General features: G+C 72.5%; 20 protein-coding genes. 12 read left to right on the top strand and 8 right to left on the bottom strand.

Annotation, left to right across the window (positions count from 1 at the left end; all coding sequences use genetic code 11):
* Positions 1 to 10 precede the first annotated feature (10 nt).
* Positions 11 to 244, bottom strand: a complete 234-nt coding sequence (locus ABZ876_RS20635) for an Lrp/AsnC ligand binding domain-containing protein (protein WP_028802415.1) — start codon at positions 242 to 244, stop codon at positions 11 to 13.
* Between the two features lie 206 nt (positions 245 to 450).
* On the opposite strand from ABZ876_RS20635, the gene ABZ876_RS20630 reads away from it, so the two are divergent.
* Positions 451 to 1,416 carry a thiamine-phosphate kinase gene (locus ABZ876_RS20630; RefSeq protein WP_361782878.1) on the top strand — a complete coding sequence of 322 codons (966 nt, stop codon included), beginning with the start codon at positions 451 to 453 and terminating at the stop codon, positions 1,414 to 1,416.
* Between the two features lie 56 nt (positions 1,417 to 1,472).
* On the opposite strand, the gene ABZ876_RS20625 is transcribed toward ABZ876_RS20630, so the two are convergent.
* The 3 genes from ABZ876_RS20625 to rpmB form a co-directional block, all read right to left on the bottom strand.
* On the bottom strand, positions 1,473 to 2,675 hold the full coding sequence (locus tag ABZ876_RS20625; RefSeq protein ID WP_361782875.1) for an FAD-dependent monooxygenase: 1,203 nt from the start codon (positions 2,673 to 2,675) through the stop codon (positions 1,473 to 1,475).
* A 35-nt stretch (positions 2,676 to 2,710) separates the two neighbouring features.
* Positions 2,711 to 5,788 (bottom strand): BTAD domain-containing putative transcriptional regulator, encoded by a 3,078-nt coding sequence (locus ABZ876_RS20620; protein WP_361782872.1) that lies wholly within the window; start codon positions 5,786 to 5,788, stop codon positions 2,711 to 2,713.
* A gap of 109 nt (positions 5,789 to 5,897) precedes the next feature.
* Positions 5,898 to 6,083: a 50S ribosomal protein L28 gene (gene rpmB / locus ABZ876_RS20615; protein ID WP_003993230.1), complete on the bottom strand. Its 186-nt coding sequence runs from the start codon at positions 6,081 to 6,083 to the stop codon at positions 5,898 to 5,900.
* A 314-nt stretch (positions 6,084 to 6,397) separates the two neighbouring features.
* On the opposite strand from rpmB, the gene ABZ876_RS20610 reads away from it, so the two are divergent.
* Positions 6,398 to 8,071 (top strand): DAK2 domain-containing protein, encoded by a 1,674-nt coding sequence (locus tag ABZ876_RS20610; protein ID WP_361782869.1) that lies wholly within the window; start codon positions 6,398 to 6,400, stop codon positions 8,069 to 8,071.
* Between the two features lie 105 nt (positions 8,072 to 8,176).
* On the opposite strand, the gene ABZ876_RS20605 is transcribed toward ABZ876_RS20610, so the two are convergent.
* Positions 8,177 to 11,065 (bottom strand): tetratricopeptide repeat protein, encoded by a 2,889-nt coding sequence (locus ABZ876_RS20605; RefSeq protein ID WP_361782866.1) that lies wholly within the window; start codon positions 11,063 to 11,065, stop codon positions 8,177 to 8,179.
* Complete coding sequence (locus ABZ876_RS20600) at positions 11,062 to 12,909, bottom strand: HSP90 family protein (RefSeq protein ID WP_361783234.1); 1,848 nt, start codon at positions 12,907 to 12,909, stop codon at positions 11,062 to 11,064. The genes ABZ876_RS20605 and ABZ876_RS20600 overlap by 4 nt, the downstream gene beginning before the upstream one ends.
* A 171-nt stretch (positions 12,910 to 13,080) precedes the next feature.
* Here ABZ876_RS20600 and recG point away from each other — a divergent pair, with 171 nt between their 5' ends.
* From recG to mutM, 8 genes are all read left to right on the top strand, one after another.
* Positions 13,081 to 15,294 (top strand): ATP-dependent DNA helicase RecG, encoded by a 2,214-nt coding sequence (gene recG / locus ABZ876_RS20595; RefSeq protein ID WP_361782864.1) that lies wholly within the window; start codon positions 13,081 to 13,083, stop codon positions 15,292 to 15,294.
* A 132-nt stretch (positions 15,295 to 15,426) separates the two neighbouring features.
* Positions 15,427 to 16,014 carry a 16S rRNA (guanine(966)-N(2))-methyltransferase RsmD gene (gene rsmD, locus ABZ876_RS20590; RefSeq protein WP_361782861.1) on the top strand — a complete coding sequence of 196 codons (588 nt, stop codon included), beginning with the start codon at positions 15,427 to 15,429 and terminating at the stop codon, positions 16,012 to 16,014.
* Between the two features lie 26 nt (positions 16,015 to 16,040).
* On the top strand, positions 16,041 to 16,520 hold the full coding sequence (gene coaD / locus ABZ876_RS20585) for a pantetheine-phosphate adenylyltransferase (RefSeq protein WP_361783231.1): 480 nt from the start codon (positions 16,041 to 16,043) through the stop codon (positions 16,518 to 16,520).
* Between the two features lie 122 nt (positions 16,521 to 16,642).
* Complete coding sequence (locus tag ABZ876_RS20580; protein WP_361782858.1) at positions 16,643 to 17,725, top strand: ATP synthase F0 subunit B; 1,083 nt, start codon at positions 16,643 to 16,645, stop codon at positions 17,723 to 17,725.
* Between the two features lie 165 nt (positions 17,726 to 17,890).
* On the top strand, positions 17,891 to 18,535 hold the full coding sequence (locus tag ABZ876_RS20575; RefSeq protein WP_361782855.1) for a YceD family protein: 645 nt from the start codon (positions 17,891 to 17,893) through the stop codon (positions 18,533 to 18,535).
* Positions 18,536 to 18,537: 2 nt separating this feature from the next.
* The gene (gene rpmF / locus ABZ876_RS20570; protein WP_003951102.1) at positions 18,538 to 18,711 is read left to right on the top strand and encodes a 50S ribosomal protein L32; all 174 of its coding nucleotides are present in this window, start codon (positions 18,538 to 18,540) and stop codon (positions 18,709 to 18,711) included.
* Between the two features lie 19 nt (positions 18,712 to 18,730).
* Positions 18,731 to 19,555 (top strand): ribonuclease III, encoded by an 825-nt coding sequence (gene rnc, locus ABZ876_RS20565; RefSeq protein ID WP_361782852.1) that lies wholly within the window; start codon positions 18,731 to 18,733, stop codon positions 19,553 to 19,555.
* Between the two features lie 106 nt (positions 19,556 to 19,661).
* Positions 19,662 to 20,534 carry a bifunctional DNA-formamidopyrimidine glycosylase/DNA-(apurinic or apyrimidinic site) lyase gene (gene mutM, locus ABZ876_RS20560; RefSeq protein ID WP_361782849.1) on the top strand — a complete coding sequence of 291 codons (873 nt, stop codon included), beginning with the start codon at positions 19,662 to 19,664 and terminating at the stop codon, positions 20,532 to 20,534.
* Positions 20,535 to 20,547: 13 nt separating this feature from the next.
* Here the strand turns inward: mutM and ABZ876_RS20555 are convergent, their stop codons facing one another.
* Positions 20,548 to 20,934 (bottom strand): helix-turn-helix domain-containing protein, encoded by a 387-nt coding sequence (locus ABZ876_RS20555; RefSeq protein WP_361782846.1) that lies wholly within the window; start codon positions 20,932 to 20,934, stop codon positions 20,548 to 20,550.
* Positions 20,935 to 21,093: 159 nt separating this feature from the next.
* Here ABZ876_RS20555 and ABZ876_RS20550 point away from each other — a divergent pair, with 159 nt between their 5' ends.
* Both ABZ876_RS20550 and ABZ876_RS20545 read left to right on the top strand, forming a co-directional pair.
* The gene (locus ABZ876_RS20550) at positions 21,094 to 21,678 is read left to right on the top strand and encodes a flavodoxin family protein (RefSeq protein ID WP_361782843.1); all 585 of its coding nucleotides are present in this window, start codon (positions 21,094 to 21,096) and stop codon (positions 21,676 to 21,678) included.
* Positions 21,679 to 22,066: 388 nt separating this feature from the next.
* Complete coding sequence (locus ABZ876_RS20545) at positions 22,067 to 22,480, top strand: hypothetical protein (protein WP_361782841.1); 414 nt, start codon at positions 22,067 to 22,069, stop codon at positions 22,478 to 22,480.
* Positions 22,481 to 22,767: 287 nt separating this feature from the next.
* Here ABZ876_RS20545 and ABZ876_RS20540 read toward each other — a convergent pair whose 3' ends face one another.
* The gene (locus ABZ876_RS20540) at positions 22,768 to 23,151 is read right to left on the bottom strand and encodes a hypothetical protein (protein ID WP_361782838.1); all 384 of its coding nucleotides are present in this window, start codon (positions 23,149 to 23,151) and stop codon (positions 22,768 to 22,770) included.
* Positions 23,152 to 23,475 lie beyond the last annotated feature (324 nt).

The raw sequence follows: 23,475 nt of genomic DNA, 5'->3' as shown, positions 1-23,475 counted from the left end.
TAGACGGGGGCTACAGGTGCACCACCGGGCAGGTCAGGGTGCGGGTGATGCCATCCACTTGCTGGACCTTCGCGACCACCATGCGGCCCAGCTCGTCGACGGTGTCGGCCTGGGCGCGCACGATGACGTCATAGGGACCCGTCACGTCCTCGGCCTGGATGACGCCAGGGATCTTGCTGATCGTCTCGGCGACGGTCGACGCCTTGCCGACCTCCGTCTGGATCAGGATGTACGCCTGTACCACGGAACCTCCAAGGCGGCCACGAGGATCATGTGGGGGGAAAGGACGCCACGGTATCGCGTCGCCGCTTGCCGCGGGGAGACCCGCGGGGGCTGTGGCGTGAGCACCGGGGAACACCCGCGACACAAGTTGACGGTCGACTCGACCGTACCGGCGGCGACGACGGCTCGCGACCGCGCGCGGCAGGCAAGAGAAGGGGACGTACGACGATGAAGGGCACCGTGGGCGAGCTGGGCGAGTTCGGGCTCATCAGGGAGCTCACCGCGCGGCTCACCACCACCCCGGCGGTCCGGCTCGGCCCCGGCGACGACGCCGCGGTGGTGTCAGCGCCCGACCGCCGGGTGGTGGCGAGCACCGACATCCTGCTGGAGGGGCGGCACTTCCGCCGGGACTGGTCGACGGCGTACGACGTCGGGCGCAAGGCGGCCGCGCAGAACCTCGCGGACATCGCCGCGATGGGCGCCGTGCCGACCGCTCTGCTGCTCGGTCTGGTCGTCCCGGCCGAACTGCCCGTCGCCTGGCCCACCGAGCTGATGGACGGCCTGCGCGACGAGTGCCAGGTGGCGGGCGCGGCCGTGGTGGGCGGCGATGTCGTACGCGGCGACACCATCATGGTCTCGATCACCGCGCTCGGTGATCTGCGCGGCCACGAGCCGGTCACCCGGGCCGGCGCCCAGCCCGGTGACGTGGTCGCCGTCACCGGCTGGCTCGGCTGGTCCGCGGCCGGGCACGCGGTGCTCTCCCGCGGGTTCCGCTCGCCGCGCGCCTTCGTCGAGGCGCACCGGCGCCCTGAGCCGCCGTACCACGCGGGGCCGGCCGCCGCCGGGCTCGGCGCGACCGCGATGTGCGACGTCAGCGACGGGCTCATCGCCGACCTCGGGCACATCGCGGAGGCCAGCAAGGTGCGCATCGACATCCGTTCCGGCGCCATCGACATCCCCTCCCAGATGAACGACATCGGGCAGGCCGTGGGCGTCGACCCCATCCAGTGGGTGCTCACGGGCGGCGAGGACCACGCGATCGTGGCGACCTTCCCGGCGGACGTGAAGCTGCCCGCGCGCTGGAAGGTGATCGGCGAGGTCCTCAACCCCTCCGCGCTGCCCCAGGTGACGGTCGACGGGGCGCCGTGGACCAGCAAGGGGGGCTGGGACCACTTCGGAGACATCGAGATGTAGTCTCCCGTCCCGTTCGCCTCCGGGACGCCTGCCCGCTCGCGGAAGCGGTCACTGCCTCACGCGGGGTACTCGGGCAGCCTGATGTCCGTCGCCGCCTTCTCCGTCAGCCGTTTGAAGAATCCGGCGAGCAGACGCGAGCTGAGCAGCCGGTACATCCGGTCCCGGCTGCGGATCCGCCGCTCGGTCGCCGGGGCGAAGAAGGGGCCCGCGTTGCCGGAGATCTTCTGGCAGCCCCTGGCGAAGTCCCGGATCCGTGCCTCGTACGCGGCCAGGGCCGTGCGGTGGTCGCCGCGGGCGAGGGCGAGTTCGCCCGCCAGGACATACGCGCCGACGACGGCCACACCGGTGCCCATCCCGCCCATCGTGGCGCCGTACCCGGCATCCCCGAGGAGCACCACGCGTCCCTTGGTCAGCCGGTCGATGTGGATCTGGGCGATCGCGTCGAAGTACAGGTCGTCCGCCGTCTCCAGGGCCTTCAGCACCGCGGGCGCCTCCCAGCCCATCCCCGAGAACCGCTCGGCGAGGATCCTCTTCTGCGCGGCGACGTCCCGGCGGTCGTACGCGAGCTGCTCGGACCGGAAGACGAGCAGGGCGCCGGCGCGGTCCGGGTCGCCGTCGTAGTTGCCGATGACGACCGCGCGGCCGGGCTCGCTGTAGACCCGCCCGGTGCGGTCCAGCCCCAGGTGGTTGGGGACGTCGAAGCCGGCCACATAGTGGTCGAAGAAGCGCAGATGGCGGGACTCGTCGCCGAAGACCAGGCGGCGGGTGTGCGAGTGCAGCCCGTCCGCGGCGACGACCAGGTCGAAGCGGCGGGGCGCGCCCCGCTCGAAGGTGACGTCGACGCCTTCGGGGGTGTCGGTGAGCGTGACGATGGAGTCGCCGAACACGTACTCCACGCGGTCCTTGGTGCGCTCGTACATGATCCGTGCGAGGTCACCGCGGGAGATCTCCACATCGCCGCTCATCAACTCCGCCGGCAGGTCCACACGCGGGGTGCCGTCGGCACCCACCACGGTCTGCCGGCCCATGTGGGTCTGATGGGCGTGGATGTCGTCCCAGATGCCCATCGCCGTCAGCACCCTGCGGTGCACATGTCCACGGAAGTCGACCGCGAAGCCGCCCTCGCGCAGGGCCGGAGCCTTCTCGACGACGGTGACGCGGGCACCGTACCGGGCGAGGTTCAGGGCGACGGCGGGTCCGGCGACGCTGGCGCCGGAGACGAGGACGGTGAGGTGGCCGAGGTCGGGTGTGTTCGTCATGGGAAGGAGCTTCGGTGACGGCGCTGACCGTGCTCCTACCGTTCGCTGACCGCCGCTGACCGCAGACGTCGCCCCTGGTCGAAGGCCTCTTCGTAGGCTTTGGGGGACAGCTTTTCGCGGGTGGCCCGCAGGGTGCGTACGACATCGGGGTCGCCCGGGAGCGGCGCGCCCCGCAGGGCCGTGGCGGCGCCCAGCAGCTCGGCCGCGCGCTCGGGCGACTCTGCGACCGACGCCAATGCCTCGGCGGCCGCGGCGAGTTCCAGCACACCCGCCCCCTCCCCGGCGAGCTCGGCGGCCTGCCCGAACCAGGCGCGGGCCTCCTCCGTCCGCCCCTCGGCGGCCGCCGTACGGCCGAGCCCGATCAGGATGCGGACGCTCTCGCCGACGCTGAACCAGTTGGCGGCACACGCCTGAAGGGCTCTCTCGTACTCCATGCGCGCCCGGGCGGTGTCCCCGGTCAGCCGGGCCAGATCACCGAGGCCGCGGCGGGCGCTCGCCTCCTTGTCGGGCACACCGGCCGCGCGGGCGAGGCCGGCCGACTGCTCGAAGTGCGCGGCCGCCTCCTCGAAGTCGCCCTGGTGCAGCAGCGCGGCCGCCCGGGAGCGCAGCAGGTCCGCGGTCTCCTCGGGCGCCTCCAGCTCCTGCACGTGTGCCAGGCCCTCGTCGAACAGCTCCAGCGCCCGCCCGTACTCGCCGCGCCCGTCGGCGAAGCCGCCCAGCGGATCGAGGCAGTTGGCCATGCCCCAGCGGTCACCGGTCGCGCGGAAGCCGTCCAGGGCCCGGGCGAAGGCGGCCTCGGAGTCGTCGGGGCGGCCCGCGAACTGTGCCTGGTAGGCGAGCCCCACATCGAGCAGTGCGCGGCCCCACGGGTCGTCCTCGAGCCGGATGGCCTCGAGTTCCGTGTCCGCGGTGAGCAAGGGGCCTCCGCAGAGCGCCCAGAGGACCATCGTGAACGGCAGCCGCAGCGGCCGGTCCAGGGCGCGCAGGATCCCGGAGATGCGCGCGACGCGGCCGGGTTCCGCCGGGTCGTCGCCGCGTCCGGTGACCGTGTTCATCGCGCACAGGGCGTACTCCTCGGCGAGCCCCTCGGGAGGTTCGTCGCCTATGGCCGCCAGCAGCGCACGAGCGACGGGCACCTGTTCGCCGTGCGGACCGCGCAGCCGCCAGAACCACGAGAGGTGAGCCATCAGGAGCAGCGCGTCCTCGGGAGCCGTGGCCACGAGGTGGCGCAGGGCCCCGTCCAGATTGCCGTGCTCGGCGGTCAGCCGGGCCAGCCAGGTCAGCTGCTCGCCGCCGCGGATGTACGGCTCCGCCCGCTCGGCCAGCCGCTGGAAGTACGCGGCGTGCGCCTCCCGCAGCCGCTCCCGCTCACCGGCCGCCACCAGGTGCTCGGCGGCGAACGCGCGGATGGTCTCCAGCATCCGGTAGCGCCCGTCGGCCACCTCGAGGAAGGACTTCTCGGCCAGCGACGCCAGGAGGTCCTCCGGGTACGGCACACCGCACACCGCCTCGACCGCCGACAGCGTGGCGCCACCCGAGAACACCGACAACCGCCGGGCCAGCTCCCGCTCCTCGTCGTCCAGCAAGTCCCAGCTCCACTCCACGACCGCGCGCAGGGTGCGGTGCCGGGGCGCCTTGGTGCGGTCGCCCCGGGACAGCAGCCGGAACCGGTCGTCCAGGCGGTCGGCCAGCTCCTCGGGGGTCAGCGTGCGCAGCCGGGCCGCGGCCAGCTCGATGGCCAGCGGCAGTCCGTCGAGCGCGGCGCAGACGTCCGCCACGCGCGCGTGCCCGCCGAAGCCGGGGCGTACGGCGCGGGCCCGGTCCAGGAAGAGCCCCATCGCGTGCTCCGGGGGCAGCGGCGGCACCGGGCACAGCACCTCCCCGGTGATGCCCAGCGCCTCGCGTCCGGTCACCAGAATCCGTACGCCGGGGCAGGAGCCGAGGACCAGGGCGGCCCACCGCGCCGCGTCCTCCACGAGGTGCTCGCAGTTGTCGAGCACCAGCAGCAGCTCCCGGTCCTCCAGAACGGCCAGCAGCCGTTCCCCGGCGTCCGCGGCGGGCCCCCGGAAACCCTCGCGCACGCCCAGCGCGGCCAGCACCGCGTACGGGATCCGGGAGCCGTCGGTCAGCGGGGCGAGCTCGACGAAGCAGACGTCGGGGGCGGTGGCCCGGGCCCTCGTGCCGGGGGCGCCACCGGTGTCGTCCCGGCCCTCGGCGTACCTGCGCGCCGCCTCCGTCGCCAGTCGGGTCTTGCCCGCGCCGCCCGGCCCGGTGAGGGTGACCAGGCGGGTGCCGGGCGAGGCGAGCAGGGTGCGGATACGGGCGAGCTCCGGGGCCCGGCCGACGAAGCGGGTCAGCTGGGCGGGCAGGCGGCCGCCCAGGGCGGGTCCGGTGCCGCGCAGCAGCTCCTGGTGCAGAGCGGACAACTCGGGGGAGGGGTCGGCGCCGAGCTGCTCGGCGAGCGTGCGACGGGCTTCCTCGTACACCGTGAGCGCCTCCGCGGACCGTCCGCTCGCGTGCAGGGCCCGCATCAGCAGCGCGTACAGCCGCTCGCTCAGCGGGTGGACGGCGAGCAGCTCGCGCAGCTCGGGTACGAGGCGGGGGCCGGCGCCGAGCGCGAGGTCCGCCTCGGCGCGGTCCTGCACGGCGGCCAGCCGCAGCTCCTCGAGGCGGACCCGCCCGGCGGGCGCGCCGGGCAGATCGGCGAGTGCGGGGCCGCGCCACAGCCCGAGGGCCTCCCGCAGCACGGCCGCGGCCCCACGGTGGTCACCGGCCGCAAGGGCCGAGGAGCCCTCCCGGGCGAGCCGTTCGAAGCGGTGGGCGTCCACGGTGTCGGGGGAGACGGAGAGCCGGTACCCGGTGGCGGTCGCCTCGATCCGCGTGTGCGGGGCCAGCCGCTTGCGGAGGCGGGAGATCTGCGACTGGAGCGCGTTGGCCCGGCCCGCGGGCGGTTCGTCGCCGTACAGATCGTCGGCGAGGCGCCCGGCGGACACGGTCCGGCCCGCGTCGAGGAGCAGCAGTGTCAGCAGTGCGCGGGGGCGGGGGCCGCCCGGGTCCAGGGGGGTTCCGTCGTCGGTGCGGACGTCTAGGGGCCCGAGGATGCCGAAGCGCATGGGGCGGATTCTGGCAGGTGGCGGCCGTGCGGGCACAGCAGAAAGCCGGCCCACGTCAGTGGACCGGCTTTGTGCGGCGAACCGGCGGTGGCCGCGCGCTTAACTGGCGTCAGCGCGAGACCTTGCCGGCCTTGATGCACGAGGTGCAAGCGTTCACGCGCTTCGGCGTCCCGCCCACCACGGTACGCACACGCTGGATGTTCGGGTTCCAGCGGCGGGACGTACGGCGGTGCGAGTGCGAGATGTTGTTGCCGAAGCCCGGCCCCTTGCCGCAGACGTCGCAGTTGGCAGCCACGGGTCACTCCAAAGACTTCAGATGCACTTACGGTTGATCCCGGCATGCCGGGATCGAGATCATAGGATCTGAGTGGCTCTGCCAGGGGAAAAGCCCGACCTGGATCGGGCAACCGGAGCAGCATACAACGGCTGCGCCCGTACAACGAAACTACCACGGCCGCCCCGCCCCACGTCGCGGGCCCGGAGCGGCTCCGGGCCCGGAGCCGGCCGCGCCGAGGCCCCCGGCGCCGGACGTCCCTCCGGCCCTCTTCCGCGCCGTACCCGGTGTGGGTCTACGCTGCGTCCCACGTCCAGCAGCTCAAGGAGGCGCAGGTGGCGCAGGTGCCGCAGCCATTGGATGCCCTCGCGGTGCGCACCTGGTGCGGTCTCGCGCTCAAGGCGCTGGGACGGGCGCGCGAGGAGATCGACGCGATCAACGTCTATCCCGTGGCCGACGGGGACACCGGTACCAACCTCTATCTGACCGTGGAGTCGGCCGCCGCGGCCGTCGAGGCGGTCTTCGCCGGATACGAGGCGGGCGGCACCGAACGGCCGACGCTCGCCGACGCCATGCGGGCCATGGCCCACGGCGCGCTCATCGGGGCCCGCGGCAATTCCGGGACGATCCTCGCGCAGCTCCTGCGTGGCATGGCCCAGGTGCTCGCCGCCGACGGTGAGAGCGCTCACACCGACGGCCAGGGACTGCGGCTCGCGCTGCGGAGGGCGGCCGACTCCGCGCGGGAGGCCGTCGCCCACCCCGTGGAGGGCACCGTGCTGACCGTCGCCTCGGCCGCCGCGGACGCCGCCATCGGCGCGGAGGAGAACTGCGCCGGCGTCGCCCGGGCGGCGTACGAGGGAGCGCGCGCGGCCCTCGCGGAGACGCCCGGGCAGCTGGCGGTCCTGGAGCGCGCCGGTGTGGTCGACGCGGGCGGCCGGGGACTGGTGGCGGTGCTCGCCGCCCTGGTGGAGACGTTCACGGGGGAGGCACCACGGGTCCCCGGCGGTTCGGGGGCCTACGCGCGCGTGAACGGCGACACCCGGGCCGCCTGCGAGGAGTGCGCGGGCGCCCCGGCGGACGGCGGTGGCCCCGCCTACGAGGTGATCTACCTCCTGGAGGCCGGCGACGAGGCCGTGGCACGGCTGCGGGAGCGGCTCGACGCGCTCGGCGACTCACTGGTCGTGGTCGGTGGCGACGGGCTGTGGAACGTCCATGTGCACGTCGACGACGCGGGCGCCGCCGTGGAGGCGGGCGTCGAGGCCGGGCGGCCGTACCGGATCCGGATCACGCACTTCGCCGCCGGGGACGTGCACACCACGCGTGCCGCGCGGCCGCCGCGCGAGCGGGCCCAGCGTGCGGTGGTGGCGGTCGTGCCGGGCGAGGGCCTGGCCGGGCTGTACGGGCAGGCCGGGGCGACCACCGTGCTCGCCCGGCCCGGGGAGCCGCCGGCGAGCGGGGAACTGGTGCAGGCGGTCCGGCGGGCGCACGCGCGCGAGGTGGTGCTGCTGCCCAACGACGCGGACCTGCGCCACACCGCCGCCGCGGCGGCCGAGCAGGCCCGTACGGAGGGCATCCGCGTGGCGCTGATCCCGACCCGGTCCGCGGTGCAGGGGATCGCGGCGTTGGCCGTCCACGAGCCGGAACGGCGCTTCGACGAGGACGTCGTGGCGATGACGTCGGCGGCGGGGGCGACCCGGTACGCCGAGGTCGCGGTCGCCGAACGGCAGTCCTGGACGATGGCGGGCATCTGCCAGGCCGGGGACGTCCTCGGCCTGATCGACGGCGATGTCGCGGTCATCGGCTCGGACGTCACGGCGACCGCCGAGACCGTCCTGGACCGGATGCTCGCGGCGGGCGGCGAGATGGTCACCCTGGTCCTGGGCGACGAGGCCCCGAAGACGGTCGCGGCGCATCTGGAGGCCCGGGTGCGCGAGTCGTACCTGGCGGTCGACACGGTGGTCTACCGGGGCGGCCGGCAGGGGCCGCTGCTGCTGATCGGCGTGGAGTGACCTGAACGGCCGGGTCCGCGGCCGTCCGGGCAGGGCGGGGAGCGGCGCGCACCCGGCGGTGCGGGCCGGGTGCCCGTCCGCGGTCATGGGCACCCGGCACGGGCGTCACTCCTTGTGCTGCGCCTCGAGCATCTCCAGCAGCCGTTCCGCCTCCGCGCGCCGTGCCCGGACCGGCTCGGTGTCGCCGTCCGCGCCCTCGTACGCCGACAGCACCGCACGCGCGCGTGCCGACGCCGCGTCCGGGCGGTGCAGGTCGGCCTCCAGCCATCCCGCGGCCAGTTCGGCGCCGGTACGCGGGCCGAGGCCGGCCGCGCCGAGGGACGCGAAGACCGCGATCGCCTCCGCCATGTGTCCGAGCGCCTCCTCGAAGGCCGCCGTGTCCTCGTCCGTGCCCTCTGCGGCCGACCGGGCGACCAGATCGCCGAACTGGCGGTGGGTGTGGCCGAGTTCGGTGACCAGCCGGATCCGCGCCTCCTCGTCCTCGGGCGAGCTGGACTCGCACACCCGGGCCGCCTCCGCCATCAGCTCCCGAGCCGCGTCCAGGCCCGCCTCCCCGCGGGCGGCGAGCCAGGCGCGGGCACGCAGGGCGCGCACCAGGCCGTGGGTGTTGCCGAGCCCGCGCCACAGGTCCGCGGCGCGGGCGTAGGCCCGGTCCGCCTCCGCCGGCAGGTCCGCGTGGCCCAGCGCCTCCGCGGCCAGATGCGCCAGCATGGCGTGGTCCCGCTGCTCCGGCCAGTGCCGTGCGATCTCCGCTGCCCGCAGCCACCGTTCGGCGGCGGCCCGGTGCTCGCCCAGCTCCGTGTGGCAGTCGCCGAGCCACCACTGCGTCTGCACGATCGCCCCGTCGCCGTGGGTCTCGGCGGTCAGGTCGGGCAGCGCCGACTCCAGCACCTCGGCCGCCTCCGCGAACCGGCCCTGCCGCAGCAGCAGACCGCCCAGCTGGTGGCGCGCCCACGCGCCCAGCGTCGGGCCCTCGCCCGCCTCGTCGGCCCAGTGCGCGGCCTCCAGGGCGTGCTCGGCGGCCTCCGCGACCCGTCCCGACGCACTCAGCGCCTCCGCCAGCCCCAGGTGCAGCTGCGCCTGTCCGATGGGCTCCAGGCGCCCCTGGCCGTGCTCCAGCGCCGCGCGGGCCGCCCGTTCGGCGCCCTCCGGGTCGCCGAGCTGCAGCGCGAGATGGGCCAGCCGCGCCTCGTGCTCCACCGCGAACCAGGGCAGGCCCGCCGCCACGTACTCCTCGGCCGCCCGCGCCAGCAGCTCCGCGGCCGTCTCCGCGTCCCCGGCGCGCCCGGCCAGTTCGCCGAGCATGGCCGTGGCCTCCGCGGCCCGGGACGCGGGACGCGTCTCGGCCGTGTGCGGCCCGGCGAACGCCAGCAGCTCCCGTACGGCCTCCTCGGCGGCCCCGGCGTTGCCCTCGTCCTCCTCCAGCCGGTGCATCAGTATGCGGGCCCGCCCCACCAGGACGGACGCCGTCTGCCGTACTCCCGTCCCGCCCTCCTCGAAAAGGGCGAGGACCTCCTGCCGCAGCCCGGTGATCTCCTCCAGCGCCCGGTCGGAGTGGCCCGTCAGGGCGCGGACGAACGCGGCACGCGCGCGTGCCGCCAGCGCCTCACCCGGGTCGCCCGCCGCCGCGTACAGTTCGGCCGCGCGCTCGAAGGACTCGGCGCCCTCCGGGCCCCGGCCGATCGCCTCGTGGTCGGCGAGGTCCGCGCGGTCCCGGGCATCCAGCTCGTGGCCCTCCGCCGCGCGCGCCACCGCGGCCCACGCGTCCACGGCGTCCGGATGCAGGGCGTCCGACAGCCGCCGCGCCTCGGCGAGCAGCGCCGGAAGGTCCCGCTCCGGCACCGGTGCGGCAGGGACCGGCGGGGGCGCGGGCGCCGGGCGGGCCGTCCGCACGCCGAGCGGCAGCCGGTCCACCAGCGGAGGGCGGTCCATGCGCTCCCGGGTGCGCTCACCGACGTAGGCCGTCCCGTTGCGGGCGTCGAAGCGGGCCGCGAGCGCGAGTGCTTCCCCGCGCGCGTGGGCGGCGAGTTCCCGGGCGGTCCACTCCCGGCCCGCCGGACCCGGCACCGTCTGCTCGCCGAGCCCCAGCACGACCAGGCGGTCCATCAGCAGGGCCACCACCGCGAGGAAGTCCAGCCTGCTGCGCGGATCCCCGGAGTCCGTGAAGTACGCCGGACGCTCGGCCAGGAGTTCCAGGCCGCGGGCCTCGTTGCCGGTCAGCGCGCAGAACTCCACGTGGTAGGCGTACGAGCTGCGCATGCTCTCCATGCCCCGCACCAGCCGGAACCCGCGCAGGTGGTGCCCGCGTGCCTCGTCCGGACGGCCCAGGCGCAGCAGCGGCAGCAGCGAGGAGGCCAGAACGGCGTGCGGCTCGTGCGCGCACACGTACTCCCCGTCCAGGACGGGCCCCCACAACTGAAGCGCCCGCTCGTCCTCGCCCTTGCGCGCCTGCCACCATCCCTGGTCGTGCAGCTCGCACGCATGGCAGTCGGCCATCTCGTCACGGTCGGCGGCCAGCCAGGCGGCGTACGCCCGTTCGGCGCGCGCCAGGTCACCGACGTGCGCGGCGACGCTGAACTCCGCGCTGCGCACGGCGCGTTCGGAGTGCCCGGCGAGCCGGTAGCGGTGCTCCATCTCGCCGAGCCACTTCTCCATGGAGGCGAGCGGGATGTGCGGCTGGCCCAGCATGCCCGCCGACATCCACTTGAAGACCCAGTGCAGCGAGTGGGTCTCGTACTCGTCGAAGTCCTCCGGGCGCTCGTCCCACATGCGCAGAAGTCGCGCGAAGGGGACGAACATCTTGTCCTTCTCGGAGCTGTAGTTGTAGACCTTCAGCTGGTGCCCGAGCGCCTCGATCACGGCCAGCGGAATGTTCAGTTTCTCCGCCTCCACGAGCAGTTGCTCGGCGCGCGCGTTGCGCGCCGGGCCTTCCGGCTGCTCGTAGTTGTCCGCCATCGCCCTGCGCAGCGAGTCGAAGTCCATGACCTGGCTCATCGGGAGCCGTCCTTGGGGGAGTCGGTGTGGGTGGCCCATTCGAGCAGGCCGATGAATGCCCGGTTCAGCAGCGCGGAGTCCGCCGGCCGCAGCGGGCGCTGGGCCATCAGCAGGGCCTGCCCGTAGAGGGACTCGGTGGCGGTGCCGATCAGCTCCGGGTCGCGCAGCGAGCTGATCCTGCGGATCAGCGGGTTGAGGTGGTTGAGGACCAGACGGGCACGCGGAGCGCTGCCGCGCAGCGATCCGAGGATTCCCGCCCACAGGTCGTCGGCCTGCTCCTCGGCCTCCGCACGGGCCTGCTCGTGGCGGGCCGCCCGGTCGTCCAGGTGCAGGGCGGGTACGGACAGGGGGTGGAACGCGCGCAGGACGACATCGCAGCCGAGCGGGTCGAGTCTGGCGCGTGCCGCTCCCAGGAACGCGGACAGCGCCAGCTCCTCGGCCGGGTCCACCGCGTCCAGGTGCGCGGTCACGGTGTCCGCGTCCAGCTCCGCGACCACCGTCCCCGGGCGCACCGACGGCAGTGCCTCCACCAGCTCGCTGTCGTACGTGTAGCCGCCGTTGACCACCCCGACGCCCTGCGCGGACGCGATCGGCGCGACCTGCCGGTACTCCTCCACCGTCCGCGTGAAGTGCACGACGGGGTGCCGCTGCGCGAACTCCTCCAGGGACAGCCGCCCGTCCGTGGTCTCGAAGGGGAGCCACGGCAGCATCGTGCGCAGCATCTCCCGGTCGTGCCGCGCGAGCGACTTCACGCCCAGGTAGTGCACGGACAGAAAGGCGGCGAGACGCTCGGGGTCACCGGCCGCGAGCCCGGTCAGCCAGGAGCGGATGCGCTCCCCGAGGGCCTCGCGCACGGCTGCCAGCGTCTCGTCCTCGTACAGCGACTCGCGCGAGGCCGTGGGCCGCAGACTGTCCGTGTCGAGCACACAGCGCACGAAGAACGCCCAGTCGGGCAGCAGCTGTTCGGCCCGCTCGGTCAGCAGCATGCCCTTCAGATGCACACGGTGGCTCGCCCGCTGCGCCGGGCTGACCGCACTCGGCAGCACATAGGCCACCCCCCGTACCCCGGCGAGCGGCACGTCCAGGTCGATCGAGTCCAGCGGCGTGAAACCGAACAGGTCGTGACAGTGGCGCGCCAGGGCCACCCTCCGGGTGGAGGGGGAGGGGTATGCGCGGTCCCAGGGCGCGGGCAGCTCCGTGACCGGCTCGTCGCCGACCCGGACGTCGTACGGCAGCAGCGAACCGAAGTCCCGCGCCAGGGACCGTACCCGGTCCGCCGAGAGCCAGTCCGCGGCACCGGGGCGCGCCACCAGGTGCACCGTGGTGCCGGGTTCGGGCCGGGCGTCCGGCGGCAACGTCCGCACGACATAGGACCCGTCGTCGGTGGCCGTCCACTCCACGGGTGCCGCGTCCGGCGTACGGGCGCTGCGGCTGACGACCCGGATGCGCTCGGCGACCACGAAACAGGCGAGCAGCCCGATGCCGAACTGGCCCAGGAAGTCGGACCGGGCCTCCTGGAGTCCCTCGGCCCGCTTGGAGCTGCGCCCGATGGTGGCGAGCAGGCTGTGCACATCGGACTCGGTGAGCCCGACACCCGTGTCCTCGACGCGCAGGCTGCCGCCGTCCGCGTACAGCCGGACGGCGGCCGGCGCGTCCGGCTGCTCGGCGCGGCGGGCGGTGATGGCGTCCACGGCGTTCTGCAACAGCTCGCGCAGGTAGACCTTGGGACTGGAGTACAGGTGATGGGAGAGCAGGTCCACCAGACCGCGCAGGTCGACCTGGAACGTATGGGGTGACTGTGGTGACTGAGGTGCCTGAGATGCCTTTGAGATCTGGGAGTCCATCGTCACGGCGCCGTGGGTGGGGGACGGTCGACGGCGCGGGGTCGGGCGGTCCCGGTGGGGCGGTGACCGCGGGGGGCGAGCCGGAAGGATGCGCCATCCTAGGCCGCAAGCCACCCCGCTGACCAGCGGATTTGCAAGACATATACGGCGTTGTCGGTGGTGTGGTGTGCAATGGATCTCGTGCCCGCACTGCAAGAACCGCTGAAGAACGTGCTCGGCCCCGCCACCGCGAAGGTGATGGCCGAGCACCTCGGCCTGCACACCGCCGGAGACCTGCTCCACCACTACCCGCGCAGATACGAGGAGCGCGGTCAGCTCACCCGGCTCGCCGACCTCCCCATGGACGAGCACGTGACGGTCGTCGCCCAGGTCGCCGACGCCCGCCTGCACACTTTTGCCTCGGCCAAGGCGCCCCGCGGCAAGGGCCAGCGCCTGGAGGTCACGATCACCGACGGCAGCGGCCGCCTCCAACTGGTCTTCTTCGGCAACGGCGTGCACAAGCCCCACAAGGAACTCCTGCCGGGCACCCGAGCGCTGTTCGCGGGCAAGGTCTCCGTCTTCAACCGCAAGCTCCAACTGGCCCACCCCGCCTACGAGCTGCTGCGCGGCGACGACGTGGCCGAGACGGTCGACAGCTGGGCGGGCGCGCTCATCCCGATCTATCCGGCCACGGCCAAGCTGGAGTCCTGGAAGATCGCCAAATCGGTGCAGACGGTCCTGCCCCGTGTCCAGGACGCCATCGACCCCCTGCCGGACTCCCTGCGCGAGGGCCGGGGCCTCGTCTCCCTCCCCGAAGCACTCCTCAAGGTCCACCGCCCGCACACGAAGGCGGACATCGCCGAGGCACGCTCCCGCCTCAAGTGGGACGAGGCGTTCGTCCTCCAGGTCGCCCTCGCCCGCCGCCGCCACGCGGACGCCCAGCTCCCGGCGGTGCCCCGCGTCCCCACGCCGGACGGCCTGCTCGCGGCCTTCGACGGCAAGCTCCCCTTCACCCTCACCGACGGCCAGCGGACGGTCTCCCAGGAGATCTTCGACGACCTGGCCACCGACCACCCGATGCACCGCCTGCTCCAGGGTGAGGTCGGCAGCGGCAAGACCCTGGTCGCCCTGCGCGCCATGCTCGCCGTCGTGGACGCGGGCGGCCAGGCCGCCATGCTCGCGCCCACCGAGGTGCTCGCCCAGCAGCACCACCGCTCGATCGTCGAGATGATGGGAGAGCTGGCCGAGGGAGGGATGCTGGGCGGAGCCGAGCAGGCCACCAAGGTGGTGCTGCTCACGGGGTCCATGGGCGCGGCCGGGCGCCGGCAGGCGCTGCTCGATCTCGTCACCGGCGAGGCCGGGATCGTGATCGGCACCCACGCGCTGATCGAGGACAAGGTGCAGTTCCACGACCTCGGTCTGGTCGTGGTCGACGAGCAGCACCGGTTCGGGGTCGAGCAGCGCGACGCACTGCGCGGCAAGGGCAAGCAGCCGCCGCACCTGCTGGTCATGACCGCCACGCCGATTCCCCGGACCGTCGCCATGACCGTCTTCGGCGACCTGGAGACCTCCGTCCTCGACCAGCTCCCGGCCGGGCGCTCGCCGATCGCCAGCCATGTGGTGCCGGCCGCCGACAAGCCGCACTTCCTGGCGCGCGCCTGGGAGCGGGTGCGCGAGGAGGTGGCGGGCGGTCATCAGGCGTACGTCGTCTGCCCCCGTATCGGTGATGACGTCGACGAGCCGGGCGGCCCGAAGAAGGCGGGGAGTTCGCCCGAGGACGAGGTGGAGAAGCGCCCGCCGCTCGCCGTGCTCGACGTGGCCGATCAGCTGGCCGAGGGCCCCCTCAAGGGCCTCCGGGTCGAGGTGCTGCACGGTCGTATGCACCCCGACGACAAGGACGCGGTGATGCGCCGGTTCGCCGCCGGGGAGACCGACGTGCTGGTCGCGACGACGGTCATCGAGGTCGGCGTCAACGTGCCGAACGCCACCGCGATGGTGATCATGGACGCCGACCGCTTCGGAGTCTCGCAGCTGCACCAGCTGCGCGGCCGCGTGGGCCGCGGCTCGGCGCCCGGCCTGTGCCTCCTGGTGACCGAGATGCCGGAGGCGAGCGCGGCGCGGCAGCGCCTGAACGCGGTCGCCTCCACCCTGGACGGCTTCGAACTCTCGCGCATCGACCTCGAACAGCGGCGCGAGGGCGACGTCCTCGGCCAGGCCCAGTCCGGCGCCCGCACCTCGCTGCGCATGCTCGCGGTCATCGAGGACGAGGAGATCATCGCCGAAGCCCGCCAGGAGGCCGCCGGGGTGGTCGCCGCCGACCCGGACCTGGAACGGCTGCCCGGCCTGCGCACGGCCCTGGAGGCACTGCTGGACGAGGAGCGGGAGCAGTACCTCGACAAGGGCTGACAAGGACTGGCAAAGGCTGCCAAGGGGTGACCGGGCGACCGAGCGCCGACGGCCGCCGGGCTGCGAGACTGAAGGAGCACACCCGCCCCGTGGAACAGGGCTTCCGACCGCAAACCGACAAGGACCGCAGAGATGACCCGCGTGATCGCCGGCCGGGCCGGCGGACGCCGCCTGGCCGTCCCGCCGGGCAACGGCACCCGCCCCACCTCCGACCGGGCGCGCGAGGGCCTCTTCTCCACCTGGCAGTCCCTCCTCGGCGGCCCCCTGGAGGGCGAGCGGGTCCTCGACCTGTACGCCGGCTCGGGCGCCGTCGGCCTGGAGGCCCTGTCCCGGGGAGCCGGGCACACCCTTCTGGTGGAGGCCGACGCCCGCGCCGTCCGTACCGTCCGTGAGAACGTCAGGGCGCTCGGCCTGCCCGGCGCCGAAGTACGGGCGGGCAAAGCGGAACAGATCATCCGTACACCGGCGCCCGACCGGCCGTACGACCTCGTCTTCCTGGATCCGCCGTACGCGGTCACGGACGACGATCTTCGCGAGATTCTCCTCACACTCCGCACAGGGGGGTGGCTCGCGGCCGACGTCCTCGTCACCGTGGAGCGCAGCACCAGAGGCGGAGAATTCCGTTGGCCGGAGGGCTTCGACGGGATCAGGGCCCGTCGTTACGGGGAAGGGACCTTTTGGTACGGTCGCGCCGCCTCTACGTGCGAAGACGCACGATGACCGGACCGGAGAGCGAGGGATCACAAGTGCGCCGCGCCGTCTGTCCCGGGTCGTTCGACCCGATCACCAATGGACACCTCGACATCATCGCCCGCGCCTCCAAGCTGTACGACGAGGTGTACGTCGCGGTGATGGTGAACCAGACCAAGCAGGGCCTCTTCGACGTCGAGGAGCGCATGGACCTGATCCGCCAGGTCACCGCCGAGTTCGAGAACGTCGTCGTGGAATCCCACCACGGGCTTCTCGTGGACTTCTGCAAGCAGCGCGACATCCCCGCCATCGTCAAGGGCCTGCGGGCCGTCAGCGACTTCGACTACGAGTTGCAGATGGCCCAGATGAACAACGGCCTCTCCGGTGTGGAGACCCTCTTCGTCCCCACCAACCCCACCTACAGCTTCCTGTCCTCCTCGCTCGTCAAGGAGGTCGCGGCCTGGGGCGGGGACGTCTCCCACCTGGTGCCGCCGGCCGTCCTGGAAGCCCTGGGCAACCGCCTCGGCAACCGCTGACCGCACCCCACGGAGCACCCGCGTCTTCTGACAGCTCGTCACCTGGTGTCGGCAGGGGCGGCAGTGGCCGTACAGTCGACCCGTCCGTCTCCAACACAGCTGTAGAGAGTGGCGAGCACACGGTGGACGTGCAGAAGAAGCTCGACGAGATCGTCGCGATGATCTCCAGCGCCCGGGCCATGCCCATGTCGGCCTCGTGCGTGATCAACCGCGCCCAGCTGCTCTCGATGCTCGAAGAGGTGCGCACGGCCCTGCCCGACTCCCTGGCCCAGGCCCGGGAGCTGATCGGCGACCGGGAGCAGATGGTCGAGCGGGCCCGCCAGGAGGCCGAGCGGATCATCGAGGGCGCACACGCAGAGCGGGGCTCCCTGATCTCTGACACCGAGGTCGCCCGCCGCTCCCAGAGCGAGGCCGACCGCATCCTGACCGAGGCCCGCCAGGAGGCCGAGGAGATCCGCGCCGAGGCCGACGACTACGTCGACTCCAAGCTCGCCAACTTCGAGGTCGTCCTCACCAAGACCCTCGGCTCCGTCGGCCGCGGCCGCGAGAAGCTTCTCGGCACCGGTCCGGGCCTCGACGAGCAGGGCTACGAGGACGAGGACGCTCCGGAGCGCAGCCACGACCCCGAGACGCTGCGCCGCGACGCCGACGCGTACGTGGACGCCAAGCTCGGCGCCTTCGAGGCCGTACTCGCCAAGACCCTGGAGGCCGTCGGCAAGGGCCGGCAGAAGCTGCACGGCCGGATCGCCACCGACGACCTCGGCGCCCTCGCCGACGACCCGACGACCGTCCAGCACTCCAGCGACGCCGACTACCTCGCCGACCTCGCGGCCCTCGCCGAGACCCCGGCCCAGGCCCCCGCGATGCCGGCCCAGGCCCCCGCGATGCCTGCCGAGCCCGAGATCCCGGCCCAGCAGCAGCCCGCCTACGCGCAAACGCAGGATCCTTACGGATACCAGCAGCCCGACCAGTACGGCTATCAGCAGACCTACGCCCAGCAGGACGCCTACGGCTACCAGCAGGCGGACCCGTACGCCGCCTACCCGCAGGCGGCGGCGTACGACCAGCAGGCGGCGCCGTACGATCAGAGTCAGGGCCACGGCTACCCGCAGGGCAACGCCCTCGACGAGACCAGCCTCTTCGACACCAGCATGATCAGCGCCGAGCAGCTTCGTGCCTACGAACAGGGGCGCGGCGGTCACTGAGCGTGCCGGCCGCCCGGGTCGCCGGAACGGCCGGGTGCAGCGGATTGGGCCGTGAGCGAAAGGTCCAGTATCCTGGCTCTTCGGTCGCGCGTACCCTTCGCGGTCCGTGCTGCCCGGAACACCACGGGACAGCGTCCCCCATGAGCTTCGAGACCGAAAGCAGGAATGGCTCTGAACGCCCGCCTCGACCACCGCAACCCCCTCGTGTTCGACACGCACGAGCTGGGGCGGCGTCCTGGTGCGCTCCAGCGCCTGACCCGTACGGTCGACGCCCCCAAGGACTTCGGGATCCAGGGGGTCATCGGAGTGCCGGAAGGCGCCCCGGTGGAGCTCGAACTCCGGCTCGAGTCGGTCATGGAAGGGGTGCTCGTCACAGGCACCGCCCGTGCATCGGCCGAGGGGGAGTGCGTAAGGTGTCTGGAGCCGGTCGAGCTGGAGCTCGAAGCGGAATTCCAGGAGCTGTTCACGTACCCTGACGCCGACGACCGGGGCCGTGTGATCGCGGAGCCGGGCGACGACGCCGAGGACGACGAGGACAGGTTCTTCCTCGAGGACGGACTCTTCGACCTCGAACCTCTGCTGCGCGATGCGGTGGTGCTCGCACTGCCGATGCAGCCGGTGTGCCAGGAAGGCTGCCCGGGTCTGTGCTCCGAGTGCGGAGCGCGGCTCGCGGACGACCCGGACCACCACCACGACGCCGTCGACATCCGTTGGGCGGCACTGCAGGGACTCGCCGATTCATTCGAACCCGGCGATAAGGACGAGATGAGCGGCGCCGAAGCGGGCGTCGACGAGAAGCAGGAGAAGTAGCCGTGGCTGTTCCGAAGCGGAAGATGTCGCGCAGCAACACGCGCCACCGCCGGTCGCAGTGGAAGGCTGCGGTCCCCACCCTGGTTGCGTGCGAGCGCTGCCACGAGCCCAAGCAGCAGCACATCGCGTGCCCCTCGTGCGGCACCTACAACAAGCGCCAGGTCCTCGAGGTCTGAGCGGTTGGTGAGAGGTCTGATGTCTGACGCCAAGGCGGACCCAAACGCCAGGAAGAGGGCGGACAACACAGCCTCGTCCCACACGCTTCTGGAAGGGCGGCTCGGCTACAAGGTCGAGTCCGCCCTTCTGGTGCGTGCGCTGACCCACCGCTCGTACGCGTACGAGAACGGCGGTCTGCCGACGAACGAGCGCCTGGAGTTCCTCGGGGACTCCGTCCTCGGCCTCGTCGTCACCGACACGCTGTACCGCACCCACCCCGACCTGCCCGAGGGCCAGCTGGCCAAGCTGCGGGCCGCGGTGGTCAACTCGCGTGCGCTGGCGGACGTGGGCCGCGGCCTCGACCTGGGCTCCTTCATCCGGCTCGGCCGGGGCGAGGAGGGCACGGGCGGCCGGGACAAGGCGTCCATCCTCGCCGACACCCTCGAAGCGGTGATCGGCGCTGTCTATCTCGACCAGGGGCTGGACTCGGCGGCGGAGCTGGTGCACCGCCTGTTCGACCCGCTGATCGAGAAGTCCTCGAATCTCGGTGCCGGCCTGGACTGGAAGACCAGTCTCCAGGAGCTGACCGCGACCGAGGGGCTCGGTGTTCCCGAGTACCTGGTCACGGAGACCGGCCCGGATCACGAGAAGACCTTTACTGCTGCCGCCCGCGTCGGAGGCGTCTCGTACGGCACCGGCACCGGCCGCAGCAAGAAGGAGGCGGAGCAGCAGGCCGCGGAGTCGGCCTGGCGTTCCATCCGTGCAGCCGCGGACGAGCGCGCCAAGGCGGCGGCCGAGGCGGCGTCCCCCGACGGGGTCGCCGAATCCGTCGCGGCCCCGTCCAGCGACACGGCCACGGCCTGAATCCTTCACATCCGGACCCCGTCCCGGCGTACGCGCCGCGGCGGGGTCCGTTTCATGGGAGGTACTCTTCGGGCGTCGCCCCGTTCAGCCCCTTCAAAGGAGCCCCGTGCCCGAGTTGCCCGAGGTCGAGGTCGTGCGCCGCGGCCTGGAGAGCTGGGTCGCCCACCGGACCGTCGCCGATGTGGAGGTGCTGCACCCGCGCGCCGTCCGCCGGCACACGGCGGGCGGCGAGGACTTCGCGCACCGCCTGAAGGGGCAGCTTCTCGGCACGCCGAGCCGCCGCGGAAAATACCTCTGGATCCCGGTCGAGGGCGCCGGCACGGCGGTCCTCGCCCACCTCGGCATGAGCGGCCAGCTCCTCGTCCGGCCGCACGACGCCCCCGACGAGAAGCACCTTCGCATCCGTCTGCGTTTCGACGACGGCCTCGACACCGAGCTCCGGTTCGTCGACCAGCGCACCTTCGGCGGGCTGTCGCTGCACGACACCACCCCCGACGGGCTGCCCGACGTGATCGGGCACATCGCCCGCGATCCTCTCGACCCGCTCTTCGACGACGCCGCCTTCCATCAGGCCCTGCGCCGCAAGCGCACGACGATCAAGCGGGCCCTGCTCGACCAGTCGTTGATCAGCGGGGTCGGCAACATCTACGCCGACGAGGCCCTGTGGCGCGCCCGCGTCCACTACGAGCGCCCGACGGCCCACTTCACCCGCCCCCGCACCGCCGAACTCCTCGGCCATGTACGGGATGTGCTGAACGCCGCGCTGTCCGTCGGCGGCACCAGCTTCGACAGCCTCTACGTCAACGTCAACGGAGAGTCCGGCTACTTCGACCGGTCACTGGACGCGTACGGCCGCGAGGGCTTGCCCTGCCGGCGCTGCGCGACGCCCATGCGCCGCCGCTCGTGGATGAACCGGTCCAGCTACTTCTGCCCGAAGTGCCAGCGGACGCCGCGCCCCGCGCCACCCGTGATGCAGTAGAGGCGCCGAGGCGTCAGTTCGTGCGGGCGCCGTCGTAGCGCCGGCGAGCCTCCAGCACGTCGTCCATGCGTCCCTCCACGAAGTGGATGAGGCCGAGCAGCCGCTCGGCCACCTCGTGTCCCAGCACAGTCAGCTCGTAGTCCACGCGCGGCGGATTCGTCGGCTGTGCCTCGCGGTGCACCAGACCGTCGCGCTCCAGCGCGTGCAGGGTCTGGGACAGCATCTTCTCGCTCACCCCGTCGACCCGGCGGCGCAGCTCGTTGAAGCGGAGCGAGCCTTCGTGGAGCGCGCCGAGGGTGAGTGACCCCCAGCGTCCCGTCACATGCTCCAGCGTGCCCCGCGACGGGCACGCCTTGCAGAACACGTCGTACGGGAGGTTCTCCTCCTGCGTGGTCGTCATGACCGCAGGGTACTCCAGCACAGCGCTAACCGGCGGGTTGCGCTAACTAGAAGTTAGTGCTTTCCTGAGGTCATCGCGCGATCGAGGGGCGTCGCTGTGCCGCGGCCCCCGTCCCCGTCCCCCGCGGACGTCCTTCCATTCCCACGAGGAGTACCCACCGTGACCACCCCTGTCGTCTCCATCGCCTACCACTCCGGCTACGGCCACACCGCCGTCCTCGCCGAGGCCGTGCGGGAGGGTGCCGCCGAGGCCGGGGCCCAGGTGCACCTGATCAAGGTCGACGAGATCACCGACGAGCAGTGGACGGCCCTCGACGGCTCGGATGCGATCGTCTTCGGTTCGCCGACCTACATGGGCACCGCGTCCGCCGCCTTCCACGCCTTCGCCGAGGCCTCGTCGCAGCGCTGGTTCGGGCAGGACTGGAAGGACAAGCTGGCCGCCGGCTTCACCAACTCGGGGTCCAAGAGCGGCGACAAGCTGCACACTCTCCAGTTCTTCCAGATCCTGGCGGCGCAGCACGGCATGAACTGGATCAGCCTCGGACTCCACCCGGGCTGGAACAACAGCTCCGCCTCCGAGCACGACCTGAACCGCCTCGGCGTCTTCCTGGGTGCCGCAGCGCAGACGAACGTCGACGAGGGACCCGACGCCGTCCACAAGGCCGACGTGGAGACCGCCCGGCACCTCGGCCGCCGTGTCGCGGAGACGGCCCGGCTCTTCGCCCTGGGCCGCGCGGCGGCGTAGACACCGGCCACGGCCGTGCCCCCGACCGGGAGAGACCGGGCGGGGGCACGCCCTGCTCAGGGGGCACGTGCCTGCTTAGGGTGCAGACATGCCGACTTCGCTGCACCTGCAAGAGGTCACCGCTGCCAACTTCGAGACCGCCATCGGCCTGAGGATCCGCCCGGCTGACGTGGTTTTGTGCGTCAAGCGTGTTTGTTCGCCTGGTTAAGGAGCGTCGTCCGCGATGCGCTCCTTCCGCGTCACTCGTCTGCGCTGTCGGGGGCGACGGCGAGCAGCAGTCCGCCGAGGCTGGACGTGACACCATCGCGGCGCGCTGTCGGTCCGAAAGCCCGACCGTATGCCGGAAACGCGGCGCCACAGATTGCTGACGGAGGGAAAGGGTGCTCCCATGTCACAGCACACTGCGAGGGGGCCGGAGGCCACCTGGGCGGCCAGGCTGGCGGGAGCTCTGCTCTGCCTCGCGGTGGCCGTCATCCATGTCAAAGATCAAGGCGGCGTCACGGCAACGAGGGACCCCCACTACATCGGTGTGGCCTATCACGTCCTGGAGATCGCTGCCGTCGTCGCCGCCGCGCTTCTTCTCGTCGGTCTCGTCCGACTGGGGTGGCTGCTGGCGGCCGGGGTCGCCGTGGGCCCCCTGCTGGGATACATGCTCTCCAGGGGCCCGGGCTTGCCCGACTACAGCGACGACGTCGGCAACTGGACGGAACCGCTCGGGCTGGTCAGTCTGGCCGTTGAAGGAGCCCTACTGCTCCTGTCGGTGGCGCTCTTCGCGCAACGCCTCCGTCGGAGGCACTACTAGCACTGCGCCGAGCGACCTTGGTCAAGGGGGAGCGCCGGCCGACAGGAACGGTGCCCCCGCGAGGCCAGAGCTTTGAGGCCTGTGGTCATCTTTATCAGGTCGATCACGCACCCCCTGGTCGTCGGAGAGAGCCTGGCCCGGCGCGGGTGGCATGACCGCTGGGGGCCGTTCTCGTCCGCCCCTGTACGCCGCTGTTGGTGTCAGCGGTTGGTGTCAGCCGGCTGACTCCCTCTTGACAGGTCTGCTGTCAGCGCTTCCGGGAGTGATCGCCAAGCGCTCCCCCGGCGTCACAGCCGCCGCTTGTCTCTGAGGTAGGGGAGCACGAGAAACCGCGGCTTGTTGAAGATCCCGATCAGGAGGATCAGCAGCCAGCAGAGCAACATCCCACCGATTGACACCGCCGAAATCCCCAACCAAGGCTCGGCCGGTTTCTGTGTCCGCGTGACTGCGAGTCCCACGACCAGCGCGATCACCATGACGGCCATCAAAACGAAGCTCGCCGCAACGACCACGACGCCACGTGTGAGGGCCCATCCGGGCGCCCCTCTCACACTGAACGATTGCGCGGCATCGGGAGCGCGCTCAGGATGTCCCCAGAGCCGGACGGCCACCACGACGTACCGGACAGCCAGCGCCACGAACAGGGCTAGCGCAATGAAGCCCCCGATCACCTGCGAACTCCGCTCATCTGTCCCCCTCATACTGCCGGCTCAGGATAGAACCTCATCTCATCGGCGGGACAGCCATGCACATGAGTTGTTGCCTCCGGCAGTAACCACCCCCGAGCTCCCATCCCGTACGCCATGGGCCGCGTCTGCTCGGCTCCGCCTGGGTCGATGGCGTACGGGATGGGAGCCCCCCGGCATCTGCCACGACGGACCTGCGTCGGCGACGGCGCCCCCTCCATCCCGGTGCCGGCCGATCCCCGCCGGAGGCATTCTCCTGACCTCGGCTTGCCCGTCCAGGCCCCAGGGGCCGGCCCGCGCCTCGCGCGG

It is taken from the genome of Streptomyces sp. NPDC046931 (genome assembly GCF_040644655.1).
GTDB lineage: Bacteria > Actinomycetota > Actinomycetes > Streptomycetales > Streptomycetaceae > Streptomyces.
This window is presented reverse-complemented; position numbering and strand designations above follow the sequence as displayed.

Bases quoted from the DNA above. Each gene is read 5' to 3' on its own strand.
- ABZ876_RS20620 (WP_361782872.1), bottom strand. From the start codon at position 5,788: ATGCGCTTCGGCATCCTCGGGCCCCTAGACGTCCGCACCGACGACGGA.
- ABZ876_RS20630 (WP_361782878.1), top strand. From the start codon at position 451: ATGAAGGGCACCGTGGGCGAGCTGGGCGAGTTCGGGCTCATCAGGGAG.
- rnc (WP_361782852.1), top strand. From the start codon at position 18,731: ATGTCTGACGCCAAGGCGGACCCAAACGCCAGGAAGAGGGCGGACAAC.
- ABZ876_RS20545 (WP_361782841.1), top strand. From the start codon at position 22,067: ATGTCACAGCACACTGCGAGGGGGCCGGAGGCCACCTGGGCGGCCAGG.
- recG (WP_361782864.1), top strand. From the start codon at position 13,081: ATGGATCTCGTGCCCGCACTGCAAGAACCGCTGAAGAACGTGCTCGGC.
- ABZ876_RS20555 (WP_361782846.1), bottom strand. From the start codon at position 20,934: ATGACGACCACGCAGGAGGAGAACCTCCCGTACGACGTGTTCTGCAAG.
- ABZ876_RS20600 (WP_361783234.1), bottom strand. From the start codon at position 12,909: ATGGACTCCCAGATCTCAAAGGCATCTCAGGCACCTCAGTCACCACAG.
- ABZ876_RS20605 (WP_361782866.1), bottom strand. From the start codon at position 11,065: ATGAGCCAGGTCATGGACTTCGACTCGCTGCGCAGGGCGATGGCGGAC.
- ABZ876_RS20575 (WP_361782855.1), top strand. From the start codon at position 17,891: ATGGCTCTGAACGCCCGCCTCGACCACCGCAACCCCCTCGTGTTCGAC.
- rsmD (WP_361782861.1), top strand. From the start codon at position 15,427: ATGACCCGCGTGATCGCCGGCCGGGCCGGCGGACGCCGCCTGGCCGTC.
- ABZ876_RS20625 (WP_361782875.1), bottom strand. From the start codon at position 2,675: ATGACGAACACACCCGACCTCGGCCACCTCACCGTCCTCGTCTCCGGC.